The sequence below is a fragment of the Nocardioides sp. genome (genome assembly GCF_047602075.1).
In the GTDB taxonomy this organism is placed as follows: Bacteria; Actinomycetota; Actinomycetes; order Propionibacteriales; family Nocardioidaceae; genus Nocardioides.
This window is the reverse complement of sequence record NZ_JASGIF010000002.1, coordinates 387,269-413,877: the sequence shown is the minus strand read 5'-3', so window position 1 is coordinate 413,877 and position 26,609 is coordinate 387,269. Positions and strand designations below refer to the sequence as shown.

Sequence of the window (26,609 nt, the reverse complement as noted above, 5' to 3'; positions counted from 1 at the left end):
GTCGAGTCCCATCGCCTCAAGGATTTCAGGGTAGTTGGCGTAGATTGCCTTCGCGTCTGCCCTCGGCGGGATCGATGAACATGCGGGCGACTTCCTGGGGCCCCTCGAGGACGACCAGTTCGGCGCCAGCGGACAGTGCCTCAGAGCCGGGCGCACCCTCGACGAGCTCCCGGATGGACGCTGCCGTCCATCCGTCCGCGCCCGGACTTCCGAGCAACTCCAGCACCACACTGAACTGCGGTCCTGTCGCTGGCCAGTCAGGCAGAAGCTCCTCTTCCCCACCCAGTGCCGGGGCTGCTGTGGCCATGTAGGTCGGGCCAGGAGGCGCGCCCGAGCGCCTGCCGCCCTCCTCGGCTGTCAGGAATCGGACCTTGCCCGGCCAGGTTGCCACTACCAGACCTCCCGTCCGAAGCGGTTCAGCATGTCGAGTTGGTGCGGCTCGACGTAGCGCGCAGGTCCGATCCCGTCGAGTTTCTCGAGTCGCATGAGCTGGTCGGCGAACGAGCCGGGGGACTCGAACCTTGACTATCGACCCTTCGCCGTTGTTGAGGACTCGACCCCATTGCGATGCATGCTCTCCGGATTCGGCGAACCACTTGCCGCCCAGCGAGTTCGGGCCGGGTCGGAATCCGTTCTTCCCAATGTCAGCGAGTTCGCCGGGACTGACGTGGCGGTATAGGTCAACGCTGTCATCCACGCCCTTTGCGGCCATCCAGCCCACTTTGCCTAGCTTGCCGACCTTTCCGACAGGAAAGGCTGTCGTCCCGAGTTCAACGACACAGCCGATCTTGACCGGGTAACACTGCTTGTAGTCAAAGCCGGCGCGCATAACAGTGTCCATGCCGTCGGTCATTGCTGTGAGGGCCTCGAGTGCACCGCTGTCGACGAGCGCGTTCGAAAACGCATACATCTCGTACGGGCCGTTTTGATACTGGCAGACGTAGTCGTCCTCAGTGCATCCGGTCTGCTGGTAGTACCGGATGTGCAGCAGTTGCACGTAGGTGTAGATGTCAGTTATCCCATCCCCGGTGTATCCGGAGATGCCGTTTATTCCCGTATCACTTCCGCCGTCGTCCGGGGTGTCCCCGGGGGTATCTCCTGGTGGGTCTGAGTGACTGGGCTCGTTGTGAAGGTCCCTCGGAGGGCATGCGATCTCGGGGTTGGCGGTGCAGATCAGGCCCGTGGGGTCACTGAAGCTGATGGGGTTGTTGAGTGCGTAGGCGTAGGGGTTGAGGGACTGGGGGTCGCCTGGCACGAGGAGGGGGTCGGGGGTGGTGAGGATGTTCAGGGTGGGGTCGTAGGTGCGGTGGTCGAGGCGGATGTCGCCGCCGGGGTCGTGGGTGTGGTCGAGGTAGCCCCGCTCGGCGGGGAGGGTGGCCTGGTCGTTCCCGCCGACGGGGTCGCCGTAGGGGGTGTAGTCGAACGTCTCGACGGCCGCGGCGGCGGTGTTGGTCATCGTGGCCCGCACTGAGTGTTGGGGGTCGGTGAACAACCAGGTCCAGGTCTCGACCGCGGCGCTGGCGCCGGTCTTGATGACACTCTGGTCGGCTAGCGGCGTGCCGCCCGGGGTGGTGTAGTGCCGGGTCGCGGTCACTGACTCCGGATCGGTGTCGGTGGCGGGGGTGTGGGTGATCTCGAGGTCACCGAGGTAGACCGTGGAGGTGGTTTGGTCGACCGGATCTCCTTCGGCGTCGAGACTGCGGACCGTGTGTTGGCGCAGCACCCGGATCCCGTCGGTGTCGTAGGCGTTGCTGGTGCGGGTGTCGCCATCACCGGCGGTCGAGTTCCAGTCCCCGGCCACGGTGCTGGTCTGGGCGAGGTTGCCCTGGTCGTCGTAGCCGTAGGACAGCTCGGGCCCGGTGTCGGGGGTCCAGGTGGTGATGCGGCCCTGGTCGTCGTAGGCGAGGTTCCCGTCGGTGGGCACCCCGATCGCAGCAGCGATCCCGGCGGGGGTGGTGATCTGCTCGGCCTGGTGGCCGCCGGTGTGGTAGGTGTAGGTGGCGGTGTCGGTGCCCGGGGTGTTCGGCTGCCCAGCGGTCACGCTGGTCAGCTTGTCCACGTCGTAGCCGTACTCCAGCCGGTACGCCTGCGCGCCGGTCGCGGCGAGGACCGCATCGGCCTGCCCCTGCCCATCAGGTGGCACACAGGTCTGCGGATCACCGGCACCAGGGCTGGTAGCGGCTGACGCATCAGCGGCGATGCTCAACGAGGCGCCCAGCAGCCCGATGAGGACGGCCAGGACGAGAACCAGCCTGCGTCTGCTGGGCCCTCCTTGGCTCGCCGTGCTCATCTTCCGATCATTGCAGCGACCTCACCTGAGGGGGCTGTTTGACACGATGCGGGACCGAGGATCGATCTCCCAGCAAGTGGTGCGCGCTGGTCAGCAGAAGCAACGCTGAACACCCAGACCAGCAGCAGAGGCGAGGTCGTGCAGCGGTCCGATGAGCATCATCGAAGTCCCCACCCTTGGGTACGACGACGCCCGCCCTGTGTCCCCGGCTGGCCCACCCGATCGCATACCCCAGGCACCGACCCGCAGGATCATTCGTGGTGTGGGTGGACGCCTGGATCCTTTGGCGCCCGTCGAACCTCTACCGATCCCGGTCGGCGGAAGTCTGAGGGAACGTCAAGGACAGGTCTCTCGGGCTCGCATCGGCCAGGAACTCAGCGACATCACGCCGGAACCGGGTGTGGCGCAACGTCATCCAGCCATCCCGAACTGTTCCGAGCTCTTCACGATCGGCCGGTCCTCCGACGACGGCCACCCGCGAGGCTTGGGAGCATTCACGCCGTCGCGGCGGTCTATTCATTATCTGCCTTCAGCCGGTCATTCTCTGCCTCCTGCCGGCGCAGTCTCAACCGAGCGAGAGGAACGAAGATCCCCAGGAAGAGCCATAAGAAGGCGGCGAGCCCGAACAGCCACCCCACCCCAGCAGCAACGACGACCGGCGCCAGCGGTGCGCCGACAGCGGTCGCAATCAGGCCGAAGCCCGAACTAGGGCCCTTGGGGGTCAGCAGCTCTAACCCGTACTTGCGCATGCTCGCCCGTGCGAGCCGAACCCCCAGAAGGGCGCCCAGCGTGACCATGGCTGCCGCCCCCAGGGCGGACCCCGCAACCCATCGCCAGGACCAGCCGCCATCGGTGACCTGATCGAGAGCTGCGAGTTGCGGACCGGTCGCGCCCACAGATAACAGGATGACAGTCAGCACCACATCCCGCTTACGAAACTGACGGCTCGTCACATCCAGTCCCCGAGGAGCCAGCGCACAGGCGAGATGTAATCCGTGGCGTAGTCCACGCCCATGTTCACGCCCATGTCGATGCTGGTGGCCACCCCTGCGCCCGTGGCCGGCGCTACCGCGCACGTTACGGCGCCGAAGCACGTAGCGCCGGCAACCATCACTCCGGCTGTGTCCGAGCCGCTGGCGATCAGTCCCTGAAGAGCGGGGCGGGTTCCGTACTTCTGGACAGGATGCAGGTCGTCCCTGTTGCGGTCTGCGCCGAGTTGGTACACCACACCCCCGGCTGGGCCAAGGTACTTGGTGACCTGATGCCCAGCGGCACCAGCGTATTCCGTGAGTGCCATGTTCTGGAGGCTGATGCCATGCTGCACACCGGCCAGGGGTGCGAACGGAGACGCCGCCGCAAGGCGCTCCCCGAACGTGTCGGCGCATTCTGGACACCCCTTCCCGCTGGAGCCAAGGGCCGTGCGCCAGAACTCCAGAATTTCTTCGTACGCCTCCTCCGCATCCTCTTCGGACCCGGGAGTCACCGAAGGGGACTGCGCCGGAGGAGTGCGATACAGCCAGTCGGGGACGGCAGGATTCGGGCTGGCCGGAGTGGGGGGTATTCCTGGCGTGTCCCCGGTGTTTGTTCCCGGATCGTCGGGATCGCCGGGTGGGTCTGAGTGACTGGGCTCGTTGTGAAGGTCCGTCGAAGGGCATGCGATCTCGGGGTTGGCGGTGCAGATCAGGCCCGTGGGGTCACTGAAGCTGATGGGGTTGTTGAGTGCGTAGGCGTAGGGGTTGAGGGACTGGGGGTTGCCTGCGATCAGGATGGGGTCGGGTGTGGTGAGGATGTTCAGGGTGGGGTCGTAGGTGCGGTGGTCGAGGCGGATGTCGCCGCCGGGGTCGTGGGTGTGGTCGAGGTAGCCCCGCTCGGCGGGGAGGGTGGCCTGGTCGTTCCCGCCGACGGGGTCGCCGTAGGGGGTGTAGTCGAACGTCTCGACGGCCGCGGCGGCGGTGTTGGTCATCGTGGCCCGCACTGAGTGTTGGGGGTCGGTGAACAACCAGGTCCAGGTCTCGACCGCGGCGCTGGCGCCGGTCTTGATGACACTCTGGTCGGCTAGCGGCGTGCCGCCCGGGGTGGTGTAGTGCCGGGTCGCGGTCACTGACTCCGGATCGGTGTCGGTGGCGGGGGTGTGGGTGATCTCGAGGTCACCGAGGTAGACCGTGGAGATGGTTTGGTCGACCGGATCTCCTTCGGCGTCGAGACTGCGGACCGTGTGTTGGCGCAGCACCCGGATCCCGTCGGTGTCGTAGGCGTTGGTGGTGCGGGTGTCGCCATCACCGGCGGTCGAGTTCCAGTCCCCGGCCACGGTGCTGGTCTGGGCGAGGTTGCCCTGGTCGTCGTAGCCGTAGGACAGCTCGGGCCCGGTGTCGGGGGTCCAGGTGGTGATGCGGCCCTGGTCGTCGTAGGCGAGGTTCCCGTCGGTGGGCACCCCGATCGCAGCAGCGATCCCGGCGGGGGTGGTGATCTGCTCGGCCTGGTGGCCGCCGGTGGTGTAGGTGTAGGTGGCGGTGTCGGTGCCCGGGGTGTTCGGCTGCCCGGCGGTCACGCTGGTCAGCTTGTCCACGTCGTAGCCGTACTCGAGGCGGTACGCCTGCGCGCCGGTCGCGGCGAGGACCGCATCGGCCTGCCCCTGGCCGCTGGGGGCCACGCACGTTTGGGGGTCACCGGTCACGCCGGTGGCAGCGGTCGCGAGCCGTCCTGCCCAGTCGTAGGTGTAGCACCACTGTCCCGAGGCGGTGCCGCCGCCGGCGGCGGGCACGGTGTTGGTGATGGTGGTCGGGTTCCCCGACCGGTAGTAGGTGTAGGCGTAGTCGGCGATGGTGACCGGATTGTTGGGGTTGGTGGTGTTCTTCGCAGTCAGGCCGGCTAGCCGCCCGGTCCTGGTCTCCCAGGCGTAGGTCCGCTTCAGCGTGGTGCTGCCCACGGTGTTGGGCACGCCGTTGCTGGTCAGGCTGGTCGGCTGGTTGCGGTCGCTGTAGCCGGCGGACCCGAGCGTGGTGACCGCGCCGGGGTTCGCGGTGGTGGTGTAGGTCGACTTGTTGTAGGCGTCGCCGCTGGCGGTGTAGCTGGTCGCAACCGTCGCGGCGGGCAGGTCGAACGCCGCGGGGTAGGAGGTGCTGGTGACCTGGTCGAGGTTGTTGTAGTCCAGGTCGACGGTGTAGCTGGTCGTGCCGGAGGATCCGCCGACCCAGGAGGCGGGGAAGCTGGTCGTCGAGCCGGTGGCTCGGCCACGGTTGTCGTAGCCGGTGGGCTTGGTGGTGAACTGGCCCGCCGAGGTGTAGGAGGTGCTGGCGACCTGGCGGCCCAGCGGGTTGGTCACCCCGGTGGCGGCGTCGTAGTCCCAGGTGGCCAGCAGGTCCTCGTCCGCGACGGTGGTGGCGCCTTCGTCGCCGAGGTACCGCTTGGTGGGCCGGCCGAGCTTGTCGTAGCTGGTGGCGACCTTGGGGTCTTCTGAGGTCTCCACGCTGGTGGTGTTGCCGGCCGGGTCGTAGGTGTAGGTGGTGGTGCCGGTGTCGGGGTCGGTCGAGGTGGTCCGCCGGCCAGCCATGTCGTAGCCGTAGGTCCACGACACCGGGCTGTCGCCGGTGGCCTCGGTGAGGTCGCTGGTGATCTTGGTCAGCCGGTTGGCGGCGTCGTAGGTGTAGTCGGCCCGTTGTCCGATCGCGTTGCCGTTGCCGTCGTGGTCCTTGGCCAGCTCGAGGCGCAGCGTGTTGCCCCAGCCGTCGGACCAGGTCCTGGTGGCGCCGGTGGTCGTGGTCGGGGCGATGACGGTGGTCTGGTTGCCGGCGTAGTCGTAGCTGGTGACCATGTTGCCGGCGCTGTCGAGTCCGTAGACCTTGCTGGTCACGGTCCGGCCCAGGGCGTCGTAGGTGTTCTCGGTGATGTCCAGGCCGCGCGCGTTGTCGGCCACGTCGCCGACCGACCGGTTCAACAGCACGCCTGGCGTGGTGGTCCGAACACTGTGGTAGCTGTAGGCGACCAGGCCCTGGGCGTCGTACCCGGTGGCCGCGACGAGCCGCTCTCCTGGGTCGTTGACCGAGTCGGTGTGGGTCTCCAGCTCCCGGCCCCAGCCGTCGTAGAAGACCCGGGTGGTGTCGTTGACGCTGTCGGTGCGCCGGGCGGTGGTGACCACCGAGGACGGTGCGGTGGCCGAGACCTGGTAGGCGTAGGCGATGCTCGGATCGCCGGTGTGGTTGCCGGGCTTGCGGACCTCGGTCAACCGGCCCAGCCCGTCATAGGACACCTTGGCGACCTGCCCGTTGGCGTCGGTGACCTGGTTGGGCAGCCCCCGGTAGGGACCCAGCTCGGTGAGGTTGACCGCGGTCTGGCCATGGGTCAGCGGCTCGCTGGTGGTGACCATCGTGAGCAGGTCGTGCTGGGTGTTCGAACCGCTGTTGGAGCCGTTGTTGTAGGTGGTGTCCACCACGTGGCCCAGCGGGTCGGTGGTCTTCGTGGTCCGGCCATAGGTGTCGTACTTCGTCTTCACCGTCGACCATTCCGGCGCACCGGGCACGGTGTTCAAGGCGATGAGCTGGGTGCGGATCGCGGTTGGGGCCGGACGCTCCAGATCAGTGCCCGGCGCCAGCGGGTCGGTCGGGTCCTCGTCACCGTAGAACCACTGCTGTCTGGCTGCCAAGGCGCCGCTGCAGCCTCCGTCATAGCTGGTGGTCTCCTTGGCTGCCTGGACCCAGCCGTCGTTGATGCCGGCCTCCCAGCTGGTGGTGGTGCAGCGGGTCTCCTCGCCAGTGGTCTGGGTGGTGCCATAAGAGTGGTCGGTCACCTTCGCGACCGTGCCGATCAGCACGTTGCGGACCACATCGTCGAAGTCGTTGTAGTCGGTGCTCACCGTCCGGGTCAGCATGTCCGAGCCGTTCCGGACGTGGTAGCGGGTCTCGGTCTCACCGACGATCCGGGCGTCCACAGTGTCGCCGGAGTCCACGGTCTTGATCGGGGAGTAGTCGTGGTAGGTCCGGGTCCGCCACGAGCCATCCTGGTCGCGCACACCCTCCTCGGCGACCATGCCCTGGAAGTAGCCGTGGTCGACGGGCTCGTTGGCGTTCGAGTCGTACTCGACGGTGTCCAGCTTGACGTCGCCGTAGTCGTTGTTGTTGTTCTTCTTCGACTGCGCCATCCCCCGAAACACCAGCACCCGCCGCTGGGACAGGTCTCCGGACACGATCTGCTGGGAGTCGTTGACCTTGCGGGTGTGGATGATGGTCTCGGCGTAGCCGCGCCAGTCGTTCCACGACTCCTCGGCATCATCGGTGTTCGGCGAGCGCAGGTACCGCCAGGCCGGGTCGCCGCGGTACTCGTAGTCGTATACCCGCATCCGGGCCGGGCTGTTCAACGGCCCCGCACCCATGCCCAGCTGGTAGCCCAACGCGACATCGGACAACGCGACCCGGGTCACGACATACTTGTGGAACCACTCCCAATGCGCGCTGCCCGACGGCGGGGCGTACTTCTGCGGGAAGCACTCCCGCGAGGAGTCCCACCGATCCCGGCCATCGACGTAGCCGGTGTCGCAGGCCGTGCCGCCATGACCGTAGACGACCTGGACCTTCCCACCGGTCTCGTTGCGGACCTCGTCAACACGGAACTTGAACATCGTCCGGTTGCTGCCACCCAACAGCGCCACCCGGTTCCGCAAGGCGACCGCGTTGAAGTTGACCGCCGGCACCGAGGTATCCGCACCCCCGGCGTTGCCGGTGTGCAGGATCTGGTTCAACCACAGATCCGGCTCATCAGGATTGCTCCCACCCGAGCCGTCGGGGTCGGGCATCGTGTGCGCCAGCGTGTAGGTGTCCACCAGCCGCGTGTTCGGCGACGACCTGCCCTGGACCGTCTTGGTCTTGACCTGGTAGTACCGCTTGGTCGAGAAGAACGACGGCGAGGCGTTGTCGCACTGGTCGTTGGCATCACAGATCAGGTCCGAGGGCACATCAGGCCACTTGCCCGGCGTGGCCCGTGGACCATCACAGCTCGCCTCCGGGTTCTCCAGCTTCTGCACACACCGGTCCCGCGTGGAGATGTCCACGATCTGCCGGGCGATCTGGTCGCCCTCATGGTCCGGGGACTGGGTGAACCCGTAGGAGATCCTCGACAGATAGCCGCCCCGGTCATAGACCTGCTTGTTGGCATAGCTCGCCCACCGCGAGTAGTAGTTGGTCTGCTTGGCGTAGTCGTACTCCACCCGGTTGCCGAACCCATCGGTGACCAGGTCCAGGTTCCACCGCCACGCCTGCTGACACCACGAGGCCGCAGCCGACGAGGCATGGCACGGCTCGTCGGCGTCGTTGCCGAAGACCGGCACCGTCCACACCGAGTTCGACGCCCCCGCCCGCTTCCCGAACCAGTACGTCGAACCGTCCGGTGTCTCGACCCGGAATCCCTCCTCGTTGTTGTCCGGGTTGGTGAACGGATAATCCATCGGCGCCGCACCATCGAGGTGGGAGAACCGGACGATCCGCCACCCCGGGTCCTGCCGCATCCGATACACGTCGACGTCACGGTCCGACTGCTGGTCGTGCATCTGCTTCCAAAACACCAGCACCGACGACTTCCCGCCCATCACCAACCTCAACCGGTCGACCAGCTTGTTCTGCTTGGTGATCCAGCACAGATCACCCTTGGCCGGGTTGCCATCCTTCGCACACGAGCCATAGTCCCGAGTGATGTACGACGTCGACAGATCCCAACCCAGACCCGCGGGCGTCGCCTGGGAGTTCTCCGCCAACGTCATCCCGTCCACCGAACCCGACGAGTACGACAACCCCAACCCCGGCGCCTCCCCACCCAGAGCCGGCGGCAACGCGAAGTCATAGGAATAGGTGAACTCCCCCGACCCCGCCGAGACCTGCCACCCAGCCGACGGATTCAACGGCGTCGCACCATAGTTCCCCGCACCACCCGAGGTCACATACACCGACCCACCCGTGCCTGACGGCGCAGCCGCCATCAACCCCGCCACCGACACCAAGCCCCGCGCCGCCGCATCCAAGCCCCACGCCGCCGGCGACTCGGATGAAGACAGAGAATCCAACGAAGAATCCGACGAAGAGCCCGACGGTGAGGGGGACTCCGATGGCGTCGGCCCCAACGGGACATCCGGCGTCACACCGAAGCCCTCAGCCACCAGCGGGTCCGTCGCCGCGGCCGCCTCGATCGCCGCCTGCGCATCGACAGTGGAGAACTCCAACGTGTCAGCGTCGAAGGTGTTCACCGCCGGCACCGGCACCCCCACCGAACACTCCGACAACTCCGGAGTCCGCAGATAGCACGCCGGGTAGGCCGTCACCACCAGCCGGTCCGCCCACGCCCCGCCGAACAGGCTCGCAAACCCCCCATAGGACAGCCGAACCTCCACATCATCGACCACCCCAGACGACCCCGGACCAGACGACCCCGGACCAGACGACCCCGGCCCAGATGGCTGGGGTCCGGTAGACGGCGAGTCCGGCGAGGGCCCAGCAGACGGCCCAACAGAAGGTCCGGCAGACGGTCCGGCAGACGGTCCGGGTGAGCTCGACTCTGACGGCGACGACGAGGACGACGAGTCGACGGGCTCTGAGTCAGCCGGGTCCAGCTGCAACACCACCGCCGCGTCCGCCAGCTCGTCGCCGGTCGACAAGCTCACCTCGACCGCCGTCTCCTCCGAGCCATCCCCCGACTCACCAGGCTCCGCAGTCTCCGAACCGCTCCCCGACGGATCCGCACCACTCGGCGACCCGGTCGGGTCAGCCATCACCGCAACCGCCGGGACCACCACCCCAGCACCAGTCGCCGAGACCGGCGGCGCGCTCGAACCACCCTCCCCAACAGCATCAGAATCCGACGCGCCAGGGTCCCCGGGCTCAGGGTCTGCGGGCCCAGGCTCGGGGTCAGGGGCATCGGGATCGGTCCGGATCGAGACCGGCATCCCCGCCACCCGGGTCCACCCCGCATCAGGCTCGACCACACCCGACGCCTCCCCCGGAACCGACGCCGGACCCGACAGAGCATTCGATCGCGTCAGCAGGATCGCGCCCCTCATCCACCGACCCAAGCGGCACCGGCGCCACCCCGTCATCGGCAGCCGCGATCACGACAGGCGCAGCAACCACGCCCACCGCCGCCACACCCGTCAGGCCCTGACCGAGCACCGCAAGACAAACCACGCCCACAAAGGCGACCCGAGACTTCATCTGCACCTCATCAACCAAGCCGAGCAACACAGCAACAACTCATCGCCCAGCACCACAGCGTGACCGGAACGTATGCCCACGACTCGGGAGCAGGCAACCAGCCGCAGATAACAATCAGGACACACACCTCGACAGATACGTCACAACAGGCCCACCAGCCCCACAAGGCCGCGAGCGCACCGCCCGACAGGTCGCGCGCCCGGACGGGTCATCGGGAGTGGGTCAGGGAAGATGGGCTCATGACCGACCGCGGCGACTCCACCTCCTCGCCCGAGTCGCTCCCCGGAGCCGGTGGGGCCGGCAACAACCCTCAAGCTGTCGATCAGCCCGCACCGGGCAACCAGGCGTCGACCGTGGAGCGGGTGGCCGACGAGTTGAGGAGGGCCGTCTTCGAGGGCGAGCTGGAGTCCGGGACGCCGCTGCGCGAGGTGGCCATCGCCGACTCGTTGGCCGTAGCCAGGTCCACCGTCCGGGAGGCGCTCAGATTGTTGGTGGCGGAGGGGATCGCTACTCGGGAGGCCCATCGTGGCGTGAGTGTCGCCGCTCCCGACCCTGACTCGATCGCCGATGTGGTCCGAGCGCGTGGCGTCCTCGAGTTGGCGGGCGTCCAGGCCTGGCCGACCGCCTCGGTCGAGGCGCGAGAGCGACTGCGGGAGGCACTCGACACCTACCTGGCTGCGGTCGACGCGGGAGCGTCCTACCAGCAGATGAACCAGCACCACCTGGCCCTGCACCTGGCGCTGGTCGGGCTGACCGAGTCGCCGAGGCTGGTGGCGATGGCCGAGTCCCTGGTCGCCGAGCTGCGGGTCGCGCTGGCGCAGATCGACCGCACCCGCCGCAATGCGCACGACCAGGCCGGCTCCCATGCCCACCTCTGGGAGCTGCTCGAAGCCGACGACGTCGACGGAGCCGTTCAGGAGCTCCAGCACCACCTCGCCGACGCCGAGGTCGCTCTCCAGGAGGCCCTCGATCATGTGGGGGTCACCATAGTTAAAGACATGAAAGAAACTAAAGGAACTAAAGGACCCTTGCTACCCGACATTCGGGGCGAACCCGCCCGAGCTCGTCGGCCGTGAGAGTAGCCTCCACGACTTCCGCGAAGGTCTCGAGCAGGGCCCGGGGGCGCCGGAGCGAGCGACGCTGGTCACTGGCGTCAGGGGCTCGGGCAAGACGGTCATGCTGAATGCCTACGAGCACATCGCACGCGAACTCGGATGGCTGGTGATCTCCGAAACGGCGCGCCCAGGCCCTATCCGGCGGCTGACCGACGAGCACCTTCCGGCACTCCTACGCGAGCACGACACGCAACAGACAACCAGCCGCGTCACGGCCGTCAGTGGCCCCGAAGGACTAGGTGGTCAACGTGAGGTCACCGACCTCCACGTACCTCGGACCAGCTTCCGCAGCCAGTTGAGCCGTCTCACTGACGTGCTCGCAAAACGCCCCTCACGGCGGAACCGGCATCTTGCTCACGCTCGACGAGCTCAGTGGGCAACGACGAGCGTTGGAAGACATGCGCGAGCTCAGCGACGTCGTCCAGCACGCATTTCGCGAGGACCGCCAAGTCGCTTTCGTCGCGGCCGGCCTGCCGGCAGAAGTCGCAGATCTGCTGAGCGCCAAGCCCGGCCACGAGGATGGGGATGACCGAAAGGGTCTGACCTTTCTCCGTCGAGCGGACCGGCGCCAGCTTGGGCTCGTCGACCGCTCTTCGGTTGAGGCTGCACTAAGAGGTTCCGCAGGTAGGTCACGGGCGTCGCTTTGGTCGTGTAGGGCCCATCGGTGGGTTAGCCAGGCTTCGGCGAGTAGCCGGCGGGTGATGATGACGGCGTTGGCCAGGGCGATGAATGCCTCGATGACGCGGGCTCGGCGTTCGGCGCAGATCGTGAGTTTCTTGAAGCCGCGGTTGTGCCAGGAGTTGGTCCGTTCCACGACCCAGCGTTGGTCTGCTTGGAGTGGGGTTCCCTTGGCGCTGATGACGCCGTGGCAGCCCAACTCCTCAAGCAGTTCACGAGTCTTGCCCGAGTCGTAGCCGGCATCCAGATGCACGTGATGTCCTCGGGTAGCCCGACACCCAGACCCTCATCGAAGCGAGCCAGGCGCTCCAGAGTCGGGCGTAGCAGCGGGGAGTCGTTGCGGTGTGCCCCGGCGACCACGCACCCGATCGGGATGCCGCGGGCCTCGACCATGAGCGAGCGTTTCGTGCCCTGCTTCCCGCGATCTACCGGGGATCTACCTGCGGCTTCACCGCCGCAGGGTGCCTTGACGATGCACCCGTCGACCGTGATGTCGCCCAGGTCAAGGCCCACGATCTTGTCGTAGGCATCCAGGCACATCTGCTCTAGCCGAGCGAAGACCCCGGCCGTGATCCACTCATCGCGCCGGTTGCGGATCGAGGTCGCCGAACATGTGGAGTCAGCGATGCGTTCGTAGGCGGCGCCCAAGACGAGAACCTGGATCAGTTTGTCGAAGATGACCCGATCCGGGATACGTGGGTTGTGACAGCCCAGAGGGTGGGTGTCGATGTGTTCAGGTAGCAGCGCGGCGAACTGGTCCCAGACCGGTTCGATGACAGAGGATGGCAAGGCAGGCACGAGCACCTCGGGGAAGGAAGGCGGCGTTAGACACCCCTTCTGTTACCGAGGCTCGTGCCTGTTCTTCGGTAACGACACGCGCCTACCTGCGGAACCTCTAAGAGATTCCGCCAGTAGGTCATGGTCGTCGGGCTGGTCGGGTGTCCCAGCGGTGGGTGGTCCAGGCTCGGCGGATGAGGCGGCGGATGATGATCGCGGAGTTCGCGAGTGCGATGAATGCCTCGATCACGCGGGCTCTGCGTTCGGTGCAGATGTGGAGCTTTCGAAAGCCGCGGTTGTGCCAGGAGTTGGTCCGTTCCACGACCCACCGTGCACCGGCCTGGAGTGGGAATCCCTTCTTGCTGATCACGCCCTCGCAGCCGAGCTCGGCCAGTAGATCGCGGGTCGCCTTGCTGTCGTAGCCGGCGTCCAGATGCACCGTGATCTGGTCTGGCAGTCCGATGCCGAACCGAGTCTCGAACCTGCCGAGCCTCTCCAGTGTGGGCCGCAGGAACGGGGAGTCGTGCCGGTTCGCCGGCGCGATCACACAACCCAGCGGGATGCCCGTGGCGTCGGTCATCAAGGACCGCTTGGTGCCCTGTTTGCCCCGATCTACCGGGGACTTCCCGGCTGCCTCACCGCCGCACGGAGCCTTGACGATGCACCCGTCGACGGTGACCTCTTCGAGGTCGAGACCCACGATCTGGTCGTAGGCGTCCAAACAGATCTGCTCCAACTGCTCGAAGATCCCGGCCTTGATCCAATCGTCGCGGCGCCTGCGGATCGTGGTGGCCGAGCAGGTGGTGTCGGCGATCCGCTCGTAGGCAGCGCCGAGCACCGCGATCTGGACCAGCTTGTCGAACACGATCCGGTCCGCGATGCGTGGGTTGTGACACCCCAAGGGGTGGGTCTCGATGTGTTCGGGGATCAGCGCGGCGAACTGGTCCCACAGCGGTTCGATGATGAAAGATGGCAAGGCAGGCACGGGTCACCTCGGGGAAGGAAGGCGGCGTAGACACCTCTTCCTTTACCGAGGCCCGTGCCTGCCCTGGGTGACCGACACGCCCCCAGCCCGATCACCTACTGGCGGAACCTCTAAGCATCCCGATCAGCAACTCTGGACGCCGCCTCGCTCCGGAAGCCGTCAGCCCGGCGGTGGAAGCCACGGGGGGTTACCCGTTCTTGATCCAGCTTGTTGGCCTCCACAGTTGGCGCGCGGCTGGAGGTAGCGACGAGATCACCCTTGAGCACGTGATACAAGGCATCCAACGCGCCCGGAGCAAGGTCGGTCAACTGGTCTACGACAGCGCGCTCGCCGATCTCTCTCCGATGGACCGAGCTTTCCTCGACGCCATGACGGTCGACGCCGGGCCCAGCAAGATCGCTGATATCGCCGAGCGGATGGGCCGCGACACCAACTATGCGAGTCAGTACCGCCTGCGCCTACTCAAAGCAGAACTGATCCGCGAGAACCGCACACGCGGATCTGTCACCTTCACTCTTCCCTACTTCCGCGACCACCTCCGATCCGTCGCACGGGTCAACGACCCATGGCCTGAGTCGTAGGCAAGTCGCTCGGTCGGCGATCCGACCGTTCGGGTCGATCACCTACGCTCGACGCCGTGAGACTCCTGACCTGGCTGTTCGCCAACGCCGTCGCGGTGGCGATGGCATCCTGGCTGATCCCCGGCATCTGGTTCGGCGGGCCTACCTCGGGTCAGGCCGAGCTGGAGCACAAATGGCTCCCGGTCGTCCTGGTCGGGATCATCCTCGGCGTGGTCACCTCGTTCGTGAAGCCGATCGTGAAGGTGCTCTCGATCCCGTTCATCATCCTGACCTTGGGACTGTTCCTCTTCGTGATCAATGCCCTGATGCTGATGCTGACCGGATGGATCGCCGGGAAGGGCTCGATCGACTTCCACGTCGACGGATTCTGGCCGGCGCTGTGGGGTTCCTTGATCATCACCATCGTGACCAGCGTGATCGGCAACCTCACCGACGACCGATGACCGACCCAGCCCGAGATCCCGGATCAGTGAGAGGTGGAGTTGAGCATGCCTGATCGCGCAGGGCTGCCTGCGCCGCGCGACGGGGCGCCGTACCGCATCTCGGTGGTCTGCCTCGGCAACATCTGCCGCTCCCCCACCGCCCAGGTCGTGCTGGAGCAGATGCTGGTCGAGGCTGGGCTCGCTGATCGGGTCGCGGTCGACAGCTCCGGATTGGGCGGGTGGCACGTCGGCAAGCCGATGGACCAGCGCGCGGCGGCCGTGCTGCGCGCCGCCGGCTATCAACCCGACCGGCATCGCGCTCGCCAGGTCGCGTCGGACTGGGCCGACGACTACGACCTTGTCCTCGCCATGGACCACAGCCATCTGCGTGAACTCCGCGGCGACGTCGCCCACGACGACGACCTGGCCGAGCGGGTCCGCCTCTTCCGGGACTTCGACCCCGACCAGCCGGGCGGCGAGGTGCCTGATCCCTATTACGGCGGCCCGGAGGGCTTCGACGACGTGCTCACCATGATCGAGCGCACCAGCGCCGCCCTGGTCACCGTGCTCCACGAGGAGCTCGGTGGCCAGGGCCCCCACCGCTGACCGGATCGCTGACGTTCGTCTGGCCTGCACGGGGCGGCATCTGCCGCAGTCTTCTTGCGTCTGCCGCGGTCTTGTCGTGGGTGGGTGCCTCGTATACGGGGTCCTCAGCCACCACAGCACCGCGGGAGATGGGTCCGGGCACCGCAGCACCGCGGCAGACGGAGCGGGCGCGCCAGCAGGGACGTACTACGGTGGGCACCAGGTTTTGAGGAGGTGTTGACCATGGCCGAGCGCGTCCGTAGCGTCCCGGCGTCCCGGGAGGTCGACGCGCGATGACCCGGCAGCCCGCTGTCGCGCGCCGTGCCGAGGCGCTGCTCGGCACGGCTGTCGTTGCGACCGCCCCGGTGGCCGGTGGGGACATCGCGACCGCCACCAAGCTTCGGCTCTCCGACGGCACGACCGCGTTGATGAAGACCCACCCGCACCCGCCGGCGGGCTTCTTCGCCGCCGAGGCGCGCGGACTGCGCCGGCTCGCCGCCGCCGGTGGGGCACCGGTTCCGGACGTGCTCGGCAGCGACGACGAGTGCGTGATCATCCGGTGGGTCGAGCAGGGCAAGGCCACCACCGAGGCGGCCGTGGTCCTCGGACAGGAGTTGGCCACGACCCATCGCGCCGGCACGCCGATCTACGGCGACGAGGTCGACGGCTTCATCGGTCGGCTCCCGATGTCCAACAAGCCCGCCGACACCTGGGCAGAGTTCTACGCGACCAGGCGAGTCGCCCCCTACCTCAAGCTGGGCCGCGATCGCGGGGTCGTGAGCGCCGAGCAGGCGGCCACCATCGAGGGGGTGCTGGGCCGGCTAGGCGACCTAGTCCCCACCGAGCCGCCCGCGCTGCTGCACGGCGACCTCTGGAACGGCAACGTGTTGTGGGGCCAAGACGGTCGGGTCTGGCTGGTGGACCCGGCCGTGCACGGCGGGCACCGCGAGACCGACCTGGCCATGCTGGCGCTGTTCGGCCTCCCGCACCTGGCCCGGGTCATCGCCGCCTACGACGAGGCCGCGCCGCTGGCCGAGGGTTGGGTGGAGCGGGTCCGGCTGCACCAGCTCTTCCCCCTGCTCGTGCATGCCTGCGCGTTCGGAGGTGGCTATGCCGCTCGCGCCGCCGACGCCGCGGCGGCCTACGCATGAGCATGAGATCGACACACGCACGACGCGCACTGGCGTCGTACTCGTTCTCAGGGACGGCTCAGTCTGATTTGGCACAGTGGGAGGCGTGATGACTGCCACGCACGGGGCGACCAGCCCGACCAGCGCAACCAGCCGCCCCCGAGTGCTCGTGGTCGACGACGACAAGGCGGTCCGAGAGTCGCTGCGACGGTCGCTGGAGTTCAACGGGTACGACGTCACGATGGCCGCCGACGGCGCCGAGGCGCTGGCCGGCATCGGCCAGGCCAAGCCCGACGTCGTGGTGATGGACGTGATGATGCCCCGCCTCGACGGCATCGAGGCGACCCGCGCACTGCGCACCGCCGGCAACGACGTGCCGATCCTCGTGCTCACCGCCCGCGACGCCGTCGGTGACCGGGTCGAGGGCCTCGACGCCGGCGCGGACGACTACCTCACCAAGCCGTTCGCGTTGCAGGAGCTGCTGGCCCGGTTGCGGGCGCTGCTGCGCCGCGTCGTGCCCGCGGAGGACGGCGCCGACGAGGTGCTCTCGTTCGCCGACCTCACCATGGACCTGGCCACCCGGGAGGTCCGCCGCGGCGCTCGATCGATGGAGCTGACCCGCACCGAGTTCGCGCTGCTCGAGGTCTTCATGCGGCGGCCGCGGCGGGTGCTGGAGCGGGCCTTCATCCTCGACGAGGTGTGGGGCTACGACTTCCCGACGACGGCCAACTCGCTGGAGGTCTACGTCGGCTATCTGCGTCGCAAGACCGAGGCCGAGGGCGAGCCGCGGCTGATCCACACCGTGCGCGGTGTCGGCTATGTGCTGAAGGAGTCATGACCGAGGAGCACACCGACGCCGGCCCCCAGGAGCGGGTCAGCTGGACCCAGCGACGATGGCACTATCGGCGGTCGCTGGCCTCGCGGGTGACCCTGCTGACCACGATCGCGGTCGGGCTCTCGGTGGCGTTCGTGGCACTGAGCGCCTTCATGACGGTGCGCCAGCAGCTGCAGTCCCAGCTCGACCACTCCCTGCTGGACCGCGCGCGCAAAGCGGCCCGGACCGACGGGTTGCGAGAGGCGGTCACGCAAGGCATCTCGCCGGCGGTGTTCGGTGCCGCCGACGTGCGGATCGCGTTCATCAACTCGCAGCGGGGCTATGCCACCAGTGGCTACTTCCCGGCGATGACGCTGGGTCGGGCCGAGCTCGCCGTGGCCGCCGGGGACGCCGACCAGTCGGTGCGCACCATCCTGACCGCCGACGGCGAGCGCTATCGGGTCGCCGCGGTGGGTGCCGGCGCCAACGAGGCGCTCGTGCTCGCACAACCCCTCGCGGCCACGGAGGAGACCCTGGCCCGGCTCGCGATCGTGATGGGCATCTTCGGTGCGCTCGGCGTGGTGGGCGCCGGACTGGCCGGCTGGGCCGTGGCCCGCAACGGCCTGCGACCCGTCCGTCGCCTGACGACCGACGTCGAGCGAATCGCCCGGACCGAGGATCTCACCCCGCTCCGCATCGAAGGGGACGACGAGATCGCCCGCCTCGCCACGGCGTTCAACCAGATGCTGACCGCTCTCTCGGCCTCACGAGATCGGCAACGCCGACTGGTCGCCGATGCCGGCCACGAGCTCCGCACCCCCCTGACCTCGCTGCGCACCAACCTCGACCTGCTCACCCAGGCCGGCGACTCCGGCGGGCTGCCACCGGAGGCACAGGAAGAGCTCCTCACCGACGTCCGCGCCCAGATCGAGGAGCTCACCACGCTGATCGGCGACCTGATGGAGCTCTCCCGAGACGAGCGGCTCACCACCGTCATCGAGCACTGCGACCTCGCCGAGGTGGTGGACCGGGCACTGGCCCGCGTGCGGCGGCGAGCACCGGGCATCGGCTTCGACATCGACGTCAGGTCGTGGTGGCTGGAGGGCGATCCGGCCGGACTGGAGCGCGCGGTCACCAACCTGCTCGACAACGCGGCCAAGTGGAGTCCGACCGGCGGCACGATCACCATCCGGCTCGTCGACGGCACCCTCACCGTCGACGACGAAGGACCGGGCATCTCGCCAGCCGACCTGCCTCGCGTCTTCGACCGCTTCTACCGCTCCGACGAGTCCCGGTCCATGCCCGGCTCCGGTCTCGGCCTCGCGATCGTCCGCCAGGTCGCCGAGCGCCACGGCGGCACCGCGGAGGCCGGTCGGTCCGCCGCCGGTGGGGCTCGGCTGACGATGACCCTCCCGGGCTCGGCCGTGGAGCATGCGCCGACGCTGCCCGAGGATGCGGCGGCGGCAGCGGTGGCTACTGGTGCGTCCGGCCGCGGCTTGCGTCGTACGCACCAGTAGCCGCCGCCCGCAGCCGCTCGGCCTTCCAGCGCGACTCCGCATACTCCTCCGCCACCTCCGAACGCACCGTGATCCCGCCCCCGGTGCCACACCACCAGCGGCCGCTCCCGTCGCCGGTCAGGCTGCGGATCACCACCCCGAGGTCGGCGCGCCCGTCGGCGGAGATCGAGCCGAACGCGCCGGCATACACCCCCCGCGGCGTCTCCTCCACCGCATCGATGATCTCCATCGTGCGCAGCTTCGGCGCACCCGTCATCGAGCCGGCGGGGAAGAGCGCACGCAGCGCGGCCACGCTCGAGACCCCCGGGCGGAGCCGCCCGCGGACCGTCGACGCGAGCTGGTGGACGCTGGCATAGGACTCGACCTCCATCAGCGCCGGCACCTCCACCGAGCCGGGCTCGCTGACCAGCGCGACGTCGTTGCGGAGCAGGTCGACGATCATCAGGTTCTCGCTGCGGAACTTGGCGTCGGTGCCGAGCTGTTGCCGCATCGCCTCGTCCTCCTCGGGCGTCGCCCCCCGCGGGGTGGTGCCCTTGATCGGCTTGGTCTCCAGCATCCGGTCGCGGGTGATCAGCGCATAGCGCTCCGGGGAGGAGCTGCAGCAGCCACGCCCGCGCGCCCGGCACGTCGTGCTGCAGGAAGCCGGCGTAGGGCGCCGGGTTGAGCGTCCGCAGTCGGAGGTACGCCGCCGCCGCGCTCGCCCTCGCCTCCGCTGTCGATACGTCGACGGGCTCGGACGGCCCGGCGACCTGCTCCCGATAGGTCAGATTCACCTCGTAGGAGTTGCCGGCGTGCAGCTCCTCTTGGACCTCGGCGAACGCCTCCCGGTAGTCCTCCGGCACGACCTCGAGATGCCACTCCGGGTTGCGCGAGATGCCACTCCCGGTGGCGTGAGGTGCCACTCCTGGCGGTTCGGGGTGGTGGAAGAAGCGCACCTCGCTCGGCCTCATCCACAGCGCGTCGGGCAGGGAGGGATCGGGCCGCGCGGGCAGGTCGGGTCGCGCGGCGTAGCCGAAATAGCCCACCCAGTGCGCGTCCCGCGGTCCGACCGCCAGCTCGCGCTCGAGCTCGGCGAAGATGTCGCTGCCGACCACCTCCGCCCGCCCCGCCGCATGCCGCACCACCTCGCCGCGGTCGGCGTGATAACTCAGGGAGACGTCGTCCTCGGCCAGCCAGCCGACCATCGAGCGGCGCCCGGACCACTCGCGCGCGCCGCCGCCGTCCAGCCAGAAGCAGCGCGGGTGCTGGTCGGCCAGATCCAGGAGGTACGACGCGGGGTCGACCTCGCGACCCGCCGACGGGTCGCTCATCGCCGTCCCTCCAAGAAGCTCGCGATCATCGCCGCGCCGTGCTCGGAGAGCACCGACTCGGGATGGAACTGCACCCCCTCGAGCGGAAGCGCGACATGACGCACCCCCATCACCACCGGAACGTCGCCGGGCTCTGCTCCTGGGCAGGTCGCCGTCGTCTCCAGGCAGTCCGGCAGCGCCAGCGCCGCCAGCGCCGCCAGCGAGTGGTAGCGCACCGCGTGGAACCGCTGGGGAAGCCCGGTGAAGACACCTCGCCCGTCGTGGTCGATCAGGGCCACCTCCCCGTGCGCCGGGATCTCGCGGCCGACCGTGCCGTCGTACGCCGTCACCAGACCCTGCATCCCCAAGCAGACGCCCAGCACCGGACGGGTGCCGGCCAGCAGAACCTCTCGGCCGACGGAGAAGTCGGTCGGGTTCGCCGGATGGCCAGGGCCCGGAGAGAGGACGACGTGGGAGTGCGCGAGCACCTCGTCGGGGTCGACCGCGTCGTGCTGGACCACCACCGGCAGCACGCCGGTGACCTCGGCGATCAGGTGCACCAGGTTCTGGGTGTAGGAGTCGTGATGGTCGACGACCACGACGTCCGGGACGGCCACCGCCACAACCTACTGTGCGCAATCAGGTGAGCAGCTGCCGGACGAGTCGGTGCAGGAGCTCGAAGCCGTGCTGGGTCAGGATCGACTCGGCGTGGAACTGGATGCCGCGATAGTGCGGCCCGGCGATCAGGTGGATGTCGCCGGTCTCGGGGTCGGCCTCGACGGTGACGCCGGCCGGGGGTGACTCGCCACCGAGGCGGCCGACGAAGGTGTTGTAGAAGCCCACCCGCTCCACGCGGCCCTCGATCAGCACCGGCGACTGGGTGCCCTGGAAGACGATGTCCTTGAACGCCAACGGAATGCCGAGGTGGTGGCAGAGCGTCTGGTGGCCCAGGCAGACGGCGAGGAAGGGCTGTCCGCTCGCGAGGAGCTCGTCGACGGCCGCGCGGATGCGGGCGATCTTCGGATCGGCGTCGTCACGCGGATCGCCCGGACCGGGACCCACGACCACCATGTCGTAGCCAGCGAAGACGCCGGGCCGATAGTCCTCGTGCTGGCGCACGGTCGGGATCATGCCGAGCACGCCGAAGACGTGGCAGAGCATGTTCACGAAGTCGTCCTCGCCCTCGAGGATCACCACCGACTTGCCGCGCAGCGACTCGTCGGGTGGGGTGCCGCCCTGGTCGGTCAGCCAGAACGGCGACAGCCGCTGGTTGCGGGCGCCGAGCGCGAGCAGGACGTCCTCGTCCCGGGCGAGGGTCGCCAGCTCGACCTCGGGCGCCGGTGCGGCGGGGGCCAGACCGAACGCGCTGAGGATGCCACCCGCCTTGGCATGGGTCTCCGCGACCTCGCTCGCCGGGTCGGAGTCGCGCACCAGGGTGGCGCCGGCGGTGACCTTCAGCCGTCCGTCGAGGTCGACCTCCGCGGTGCGGATGCAGATCGGGCTGTCCATGGTCGGGTTGCCGTGCGGATCTCGACCGAAGAGCGCGAGCGCGGCGCCGTAGTAGCCCCGCCCCTCCCGCTCGTAGCCCGCGATGAGTCGGCAGGCGTTCTCGACCGGCGACCCGGTCACCGTCGCGGCGAACATGGTGTCGCGCAACACCTCGCGACAGTCCTGCTTGGTGCGTCCGGCGAGGAGATACTCGGTGTGCACCAGGTGGGTCATCGGCTTGAGGAACGGGCCGAGCACCTGGCCGCCCTCGTGGCAGATGTCGCACATCATCTTCAGCTCTTCGTCGACGACCATGAAGAGCTCGTAGATCTCCTTCTCGTCGGCCAGGAAGTCCAGCAGTCGCGTCTTCAGGTCGCCCTCGCCGCGAAGCCGCAGCGTCCCCGAGATGGGGTTCATCCGGACGTCTTCCCCGCGGACCGACACGTGCCGCTCCGGGCTCGCGCCGACCAGATAACGCTCACCGGTGAAGAAGACGAAGGTCCAGTAGGCGCCACGCTCCCGCTCCAGCAGTCGGCGCAGCACCGACAGCGCCTGCGCCGGGCCCCAGTCACGCAACTGGGCACGATAGGGCCGGCCGATCACCAGGTTGGCCCCCTCACCTTGGCCGATCTCCTCGTCGATGATGACCTCGACCAGGTCGGCGTACTCCTCGTCGCTGGTCTCGAAGCCACCGGTGTCGGTGAACCCGACCTCCTCCTGGGGCAGCGCCGCGACCAGGTCCTCGACGGGCACCTCGAACTCGTGCGCGATCTCCAGCACGACCAGGGGGGCGCCGTCGTCGACGGCCTCGAAGCCGCGTTCACGGACCTGGTGGAACGGTACGGCGACCAGCCGGTCGGCACTGCGGCCCGACACCGGAGCGCCGTACTCCACGGGGATGTCCAGCAGGCTCTCGACCTCGCTGCGCGAGCCGCCGACGATGCCCGCGGTCGGCTCTGCCTTGCGCCGGATCACCGCCCAGGCCTCGCACCCGGTGACCGTGTCCAGGGCAGCACGGACGTCCACGGGCGCAGGCATGCGCTCACCCTACTGGCGCATCGGGTGCGTCCCTCCCGCCGTCCGAGCCGGCCGAGACCCTCAGGAGAGGGTGGTGAGCAGCTGGGTGGCGCGGGTGAGGACGACGTAGAGCGTCGCGCGGCCGGTGGGTGACTCGGCCTCGATCTCCTCGGGTCGGACCACGACGATGCCGTCGAACTCCAAGCCCTTGGTGTCCAGGCCGGTGAGCACCACGACGCGGTCGTCGTCGGACGGCGCGACCGCGGAGTCGACGGCCGCCCGGGCCGAGGGCGCGTCAGCGGCGAGCTCGGGCCACGACGCCAGCCAGGCGTTGACCTCCGAGCGACGGGCCACCGGCACCACGATGGCGACGGTCCCCTCGACCCGATCGGCAAGGTCGACGACGGCAGCACGGACGGCCGCCTCCAGGTCGGGCACGCCCGCGCGCACGACGGGCTCGACCCCCGTGGACCGGACCGCCCGCGGCAGGTCGGCGTCCAGACCGACCCGGAGGGCGTAGTCGGCAGCGAAGGAGTAGATCTCCGCGGAGTTCCGATAGTTCGTGGACAGATGGAAGGCGTGGGTGTCCTTGCCTTCCAGCGCGGCGGCTCGGGCGGCGTCGGCTTCGACCGGGTCGGGCCAGGAGGACTGGGCGGGGTCACCGACGATGGTCCACGTGGCGGTGCGGCCACGGCGGCCCACCATCCGCCACTGCATCGGGGTGAGGTCTTGGGCCTCGTCGACGAGCACGTGCGCGAACGGATCGTCCTCGATCCGGTGGGTGGGTGGCGTCCACCGTCGGCCGGAGGGGGCGTACTCCCGCTCGGCGGCGGCCGTGGTCAGCTCCTGCAGGTCACCGCCCACGAAGTCGTCGAGCTCGTGCTCCTCCTCGGTCCGCGCCGGCACGTCGCCCAGCGCATAGCGGAGCTCGTCGAGGAGCGGCACGTCCTCAATAGTGAGCGGGCCGTCGTCGGCCCAGGACTTGGTGAGCAGCAGCTGCTCCTCGGCCGGGAGGACGCCCTCGGCGACCCGCGCCAAGAAGTCCGGATCGTGCAGCCAGCCGAGCACGTCCCGCGCGTCCAACGGTGGCCACCAGGCCACCGCAAAGTCGACGAACCGCTGGGTCGAGAGCAGGTCGTCGTTGAACACCTCTCTGCCGCGGTCCCGGCCGCGCTCGCTGCGCACCTGACGCCACAGGGCGTCCAGCAGCGCGGTCGCGACCCGGGGCAGCTGACGGTTGCGCCGGCCCTGCGCCAGCAGCTGCCGTCGCAGCCGACCCAAGGTGTCGCGGTCCAGCACCAGCGTGTCGTCGCGCCAGAAGATCCGGAACTCCCGTGGGCTGCCGGGCACCTGCTGCCGCGCCGCGCGGCGCAGCAGCTCGGCCATCCGGGCCGACCCCTTGACCGCGGCCACGGCCGGCTCGTCGTGTCGGGTCGCGCGGACGCCGTCGACCACCTCGCCGAGCGACCGCAGCGCGACCGCGGTCTCACCCAGCGACGGCAGCACCCGCTCGATGTAGCGCATGAACACCCCGGACGGGCCGACGACCAGGACACCACCGGTCTCGTAGCGGCGCCGATCGGTGTAGAGGAGGTACGCAGCCCGGTGCAGCGCCACCACCGTCTTGCCGGTGCCCGGGCCGCCGCTGATCGAGACGACGCCCTTGGCCGGCGCCCGGATGGCGCGATCCTGCTCGGCCTGGATGGTCGCCACGATGGAGTGCATCGACCGGTCGCGGGCGCGCGACAGCTGCGCCATCAACGCGCCCTCGCCGACGATCGGCAGGTCCGTCTCCACCTCGGCGTCGAGCAGCTCGTCCTCCACGCCCACGACGGTCGCGCCGGAGCAGCGCAGCACGCGGCGGCGTACGACGTCATGCGGCTCGGCTGCCGTCGCCTGGTAGAACACGGCGGCCGCTGGCGCACGCCAGTCGATCAGCAGGGAGTCACGGTCGTCGTCACGGAGCCCGATCCGACCGACGTAGCGGGGCGCGGCGTCCACCTCGGGCACCAGGTCGAGGCGACCGAACACCAAGCCCTCGTGGGCGGCGTCGAGCTGGGCGATCCGCTTCGCGGCCTGGAAGACCATCGCGTCCCGCTCGACCAGGCCGCCTTCGTGGCCGAGCCGACCGCGGCCGTATCCCTCCCGGGCCAGCGCCTGAGCTGCGCGGGCGGACTTCTCCAGCTGGACATAGACGCGATCCACGAACACCTGTTCGGCCGCGATCTCGCGGTCAGCCAGCGACGGCTGGTCGGGCACGGACGGACTCCTGGGACGGCACGGTCAACGGGACGGGCAAGTCGTCCATCGTATCCTCGGATCCGGCGTCACCGGAGGTGATCCGCGCCATGGCGAGACGTGTGCCCTCGGCACGTCATCAGCCCTGGCCGGCGTGGACGGCGTAGGCACCGATCCCTACCAGCGCATCGGGGTCGGTCACCAGGGTGCGGTCTCGCTCGGAGACCTGCAGTCGAACCCCCACAGTCAGGGTCTCCCCCGGTCGGTAGACGTGGTGGTAGGCGGGTCCGCTGAGGTGCAGACCTGGTTTGGTGAAGTAGCCCTCGAGCCGACCGGGGTCGAAGGACGAGCCCTCGCCGACCGGGCCGCAGGTCTCACCGCCGACGACGTGGCCGTCGAAGGTGTAGGCCAGCCACGCGTGCTTGAAGGTCGACTCACACACGTAGCCGAGGCCGGTCCTGTCCTTGCCGCCCACTGGCAGGGTGATCGTCGTGCTCGCCTCGACCTCGCCCCGGTCGCCGATCACCGCGCCGAGCAGGGTGTTCCCGTCGACGTCCTCGCGGAAGGTGAGCCCGCTCTTGGTGTATCCCGGCGGCGGAGTCGCGCCCAGTGCATAGACCGCGAATGCCATCGGTCCGCCGTCGTCATCACGGAGGGTGAACGTCATCGGCCGACCCGGTTCGACGAACACGAAGGTGCCGAAGCGACCCGATGTCGCCGTCTGGGTCTCGAGGTCACCGCCGTCGTCGGGAGAGGTGAGTGTCGACCCGTCGGGCGCAGCCCAGGAGACCAGCACCGGCTGGTCGCTGATGGGCACCCGGAGGGTGAGCGTCGCGTCACCGTCGGACTCCAGGCCGTGGTCGAAGTCATAGGTGTAGCCATCGGCCTCGAAGGTCGCCGGCGCGGTGGCACCGGCCAACTCACGAGAAGCCACCTCGGGCGCGCGACCGGGTGGGAGAAGCGTGACGGCCACGCCCGCGATCAGCACCGCCACCAGTGCCCCCGCACCGAGCGCCGCGTTGCGCCGCCGACGGGTCTCCCGGATGCGACGCGCGACGCCCGCCGAGCGGACCGATGGCGCGCCGGTCACGGCCTCGTCCGCGTGTGACTGCAAGGTGGCCCTCAGGTCCGCCATGGTGTTCATGCCCGCTCCTCCGTTCCGGGGTGCGCCTGATGATCGTCGACTCCACCGTCGTCCGCCGCGCTCAACGCCGGGTCGATGCGCAGCTTCGCCAAGGCCCGGGAGGCCTGGCTCTTGACCGTCCCGGGCGCGCAGCCCAGCACGGCTGCCGTCTCCGCCTCGGAGAGATCCTCGAAGTAGCGCAGCACCACCACCGCACGCTGCCGGCGTGGGAGCCGCGCCATGGCGGTCCACAGATCGTGCGCGGCGTCGTACGACTCGGCGCCCGCGGCCGGCCGCTCCGGGAAGCTCGGCGGTCGGCAGCTCACCGCGCCACTTGCGCCGCCACCAGGATGCGTAGGTGTTGACCAGGATGC

At 68.8% G+C, this 26,609-nt stretch carries 18 protein-coding genes and 2 pseudogenes; 8 read left to right on the top strand and 12 right to left on the bottom strand.

Annotated features, from left to right (window positions below; translation table 11 throughout):
* Window positions 1-25: 25 nt before the first annotated feature.
* The 4 genes from QM714_RS14690 to QM714_RS14675 form a co-directional block, all read right to left on the bottom strand.
* The gene (locus tag QM714_RS14690) at window positions 26-2,290 is read right to left on the bottom strand and encodes an RHS repeat-associated core domain-containing protein (RefSeq protein WP_415101839.1); all 2,265 of its coding nucleotides are present in this window, start codon (window positions 2,288-2,290) and stop codon (window positions 26-28) included.
* 512 nt (window positions 2,291-2,802) lie between these two features.
* Window positions 2,803-3,243: a hypothetical protein gene (locus QM714_RS14685; protein ID WP_415101837.1), complete on the bottom strand. Its 441-nt coding sequence runs from the start codon at window positions 3,241-3,243 to the stop codon at window positions 2,803-2,805.
* Complete coding sequence (locus QM714_RS14680) at window positions 3,240-9,671, bottom strand: RHS repeat-associated core domain-containing protein (protein WP_415101835.1); 6,432 nt, start codon at window positions 9,669-9,671, stop codon at window positions 3,240-3,242. Before QM714_RS14680 ends, QM714_RS14685 begins: the two co-directional genes overlap by 4 nt.
* A 565-nt stretch (window positions 9,672-10,236) precedes the next feature.
* A complete protein-coding gene (locus QM714_RS14675; RefSeq protein ID WP_415101833.1) occupies window positions 10,237-10,506 on the bottom strand; it encodes a hypothetical protein in 270 nt (89 codons plus the stop codon).
* Between the two features lie 209 nt (window positions 10,507-10,715).
* On the opposite strand from QM714_RS14675, the gene QM714_RS14670 reads away from it, so the two are divergent.
* Both QM714_RS14670 and QM714_RS14665 read left to right on the top strand, forming a co-directional pair.
* Window positions 10,716-11,552, top strand: coding sequence for a GntR family transcriptional regulator (locus QM714_RS14670; RefSeq protein WP_415101831.1), 837 nt, complete (start codon window positions 10,716-10,718; stop codon window positions 11,550-11,552).
* A 43-nt stretch (window positions 11,553-11,595) separates the two neighbouring features.
* Window positions 11,596-12,120: pseudogene (locus QM714_RS14665) on the top strand (hypothetical protein); the annotation flags it as partial.
* 100 nt (window positions 12,121-12,220) lie between these two features.
* Here the strand turns inward: QM714_RS14665 and QM714_RS14660 are convergent.
* Together QM714_RS14660 and QM714_RS14655 are read right to left on the bottom strand one after the other, a co-directional pair.
* A pseudogene (locus QM714_RS14660) lies at window positions 12,221-13,067 on the bottom strand (IS5 family transposase).
* 118 nt (window positions 13,068-13,185) lie between these two features.
* Window positions 13,186-14,031 carry an IS5 family transposase gene (locus QM714_RS14655; RefSeq protein WP_415101829.1) on the bottom strand — a complete coding sequence of 282 codons (846 nt, stop codon included), beginning with the start codon at window positions 14,029-14,031 and terminating at the stop codon, window positions 13,186-13,188.
* A 266-nt stretch (window positions 14,032-14,297) separates the two neighbouring features.
* Here QM714_RS14655 and QM714_RS14650 point away from each other — a divergent pair, with 266 nt between their 5' ends.
* The 6 genes from QM714_RS14650 (at window position 14,298) to QM714_RS14625 (ending at window position 19,080) form a co-directional block, all read left to right on the top strand.
* On the top strand, window positions 14,298-14,612 hold the full coding sequence (locus tag QM714_RS14650) for a hypothetical protein (protein ID WP_415101827.1): 315 nt from the start codon (window positions 14,298-14,300) through the stop codon (window positions 14,610-14,612).
* Window positions 14,613-14,668: 56 nt separating this feature from the next.
* Window positions 14,669-15,055 (top strand): phage holin family protein, encoded by a 387-nt coding sequence (locus QM714_RS14645; protein WP_415101825.1) that lies wholly within the window; start codon window positions 14,669-14,671, stop codon window positions 15,053-15,055.
* Window positions 15,056-15,100: 45 nt separating this feature from the next.
* Window positions 15,101-15,640, top strand: coding sequence for a low molecular weight protein-tyrosine-phosphatase (locus QM714_RS14640; RefSeq protein ID WP_415101823.1), 540 nt, complete (start codon window positions 15,101-15,103; stop codon window positions 15,638-15,640).
* Window positions 15,641-15,912: 272 nt separating this feature from the next.
* Window positions 15,913-16,770 carry a fructosamine kinase family protein gene (locus tag QM714_RS14635; RefSeq protein WP_415101821.1) on the top strand — a complete coding sequence of 286 codons (858 nt, stop codon included), beginning with the start codon at window positions 15,913-15,915 and terminating at the stop codon, window positions 16,768-16,770.
* A gap of 88 nt (window positions 16,771-16,858) precedes the next feature.
* Window positions 16,859-17,587 carry a response regulator transcription factor gene (locus QM714_RS14630; RefSeq protein ID WP_415101819.1) on the top strand — a complete coding sequence of 243 codons (729 nt, stop codon included), beginning with the start codon at window positions 16,859-16,861 and terminating at the stop codon, window positions 17,585-17,587.
* Window positions 17,584-19,080 carry a sensor histidine kinase gene (locus QM714_RS14625; protein WP_415101817.1) on the top strand — a complete coding sequence of 499 codons (1,497 nt, stop codon included), beginning with the start codon at window positions 17,584-17,586 and terminating at the stop codon, window positions 19,078-19,080. The genes QM714_RS14630 and QM714_RS14625 overlap by 4 nt, the downstream gene beginning before the upstream one ends.
* On the opposite strand, the gene QM714_RS14620 is transcribed toward QM714_RS14625, so the two are convergent.
* The 6 genes from QM714_RS14620 to QM714_RS14595 form a co-directional block, all read right to left on the bottom strand.
* Window positions 19,037-19,840, bottom strand: coding sequence for an anthranilate synthase component I family protein (locus tag QM714_RS14620; RefSeq protein WP_415103037.1), 804 nt, complete (start codon window positions 19,838-19,840; stop codon window positions 19,037-19,039). The genes QM714_RS14625 and QM714_RS14620 overlap by 44 nt on opposite strands.
* A gap of 546 nt (window positions 19,841-20,386) precedes the next feature.
* Complete coding sequence (locus QM714_RS14615) at window positions 20,387-20,986, bottom strand: anthranilate synthase component II (RefSeq protein WP_415101815.1); 600 nt, start codon at window positions 20,984-20,986, stop codon at window positions 20,387-20,389.
* A gap of 22 nt (window positions 20,987-21,008) precedes the next feature.
* Window positions 21,009-22,895 carry an anthranilate synthase family protein gene (locus QM714_RS14610; protein ID WP_415101813.1) on the bottom strand — a complete coding sequence of 629 codons (1,887 nt, stop codon included), beginning with the start codon at window positions 22,893-22,895 and terminating at the stop codon, window positions 21,009-21,011.
* A 60-nt stretch (window positions 22,896-22,955) separates the two neighbouring features.
* A complete protein-coding gene (locus tag QM714_RS14605) occupies window positions 22,956-25,133 on the bottom strand; it encodes a HelD family protein (RefSeq protein ID WP_415101811.1) in 2,178 nt (725 codons plus the stop codon).
* A gap of 118 nt (window positions 25,134-25,251) precedes the next feature.
* Window positions 25,252-26,256, bottom strand: coding sequence for a hypothetical protein (locus tag QM714_RS14600; RefSeq protein WP_415103071.1), 1,005 nt, complete (start codon window positions 26,254-26,256; stop codon window positions 25,252-25,254).
* Window positions 26,253-26,561 carry a sigma-70 family RNA polymerase sigma factor gene (locus QM714_RS14595; RefSeq protein WP_415103036.1) on the bottom strand — a complete coding sequence of 103 codons (309 nt, stop codon included), beginning with the start codon at window positions 26,559-26,561 and terminating at the stop codon, window positions 26,253-26,255. Before QM714_RS14595 ends, QM714_RS14600 begins: the two co-directional genes overlap by 4 nt.
* Window positions 26,562-26,609 lie beyond the last annotated feature (48 nt).

Bases quoted from the DNA above. Each gene is read 5' to 3' on its own strand.
- QM714_RS14690 (WP_415101839.1), bottom strand. From the start codon at position 2,290: ATGAGCACGGCGAGCCAAGGAGGGCCCAGCAGACGCAGGCTGGTTCTC.
- QM714_RS14670 (WP_415101831.1), top strand. From the start codon at position 10,716: ATGACCGACCGCGGCGACTCCACCTCCTCGCCCGAGTCGCTCCCCGGA.
- QM714_RS14640 (WP_415101823.1), top strand. From the start codon at position 15,101: ATGCCTGATCGCGCAGGGCTGCCTGCGCCGCGCGACGGGGCGCCGTAC.
- QM714_RS14635 (WP_415101821.1), top strand. From the start codon at position 15,913: ATGACCCGGCAGCCCGCTGTCGCGCGCCGTGCCGAGGCGCTGCTCGGC.
- QM714_RS14630 (WP_415101819.1), top strand. From the start codon at position 16,859: ATGACTGCCACGCACGGGGCGACCAGCCCGACCAGCGCAACCAGCCGC.
- QM714_RS14625 (WP_415101817.1), top strand. From the start codon at position 17,584: ATGACCGAGGAGCACACCGACGCCGGCCCCCAGGAGCGGGTCAGCTGG.
- QM714_RS14610 (WP_415101813.1), bottom strand. From the start codon at position 22,895: ATGCCTGCGCCCGTGGACGTCCGTGCTGCCCTGGACACGGTCACCGGG.
- QM714_RS14600 (WP_415103071.1), bottom strand. From the start codon at position 26,256: ATGAACACCATGGCGGACCTGAGGGCCACCTTGCAGTCACACGCGGAC.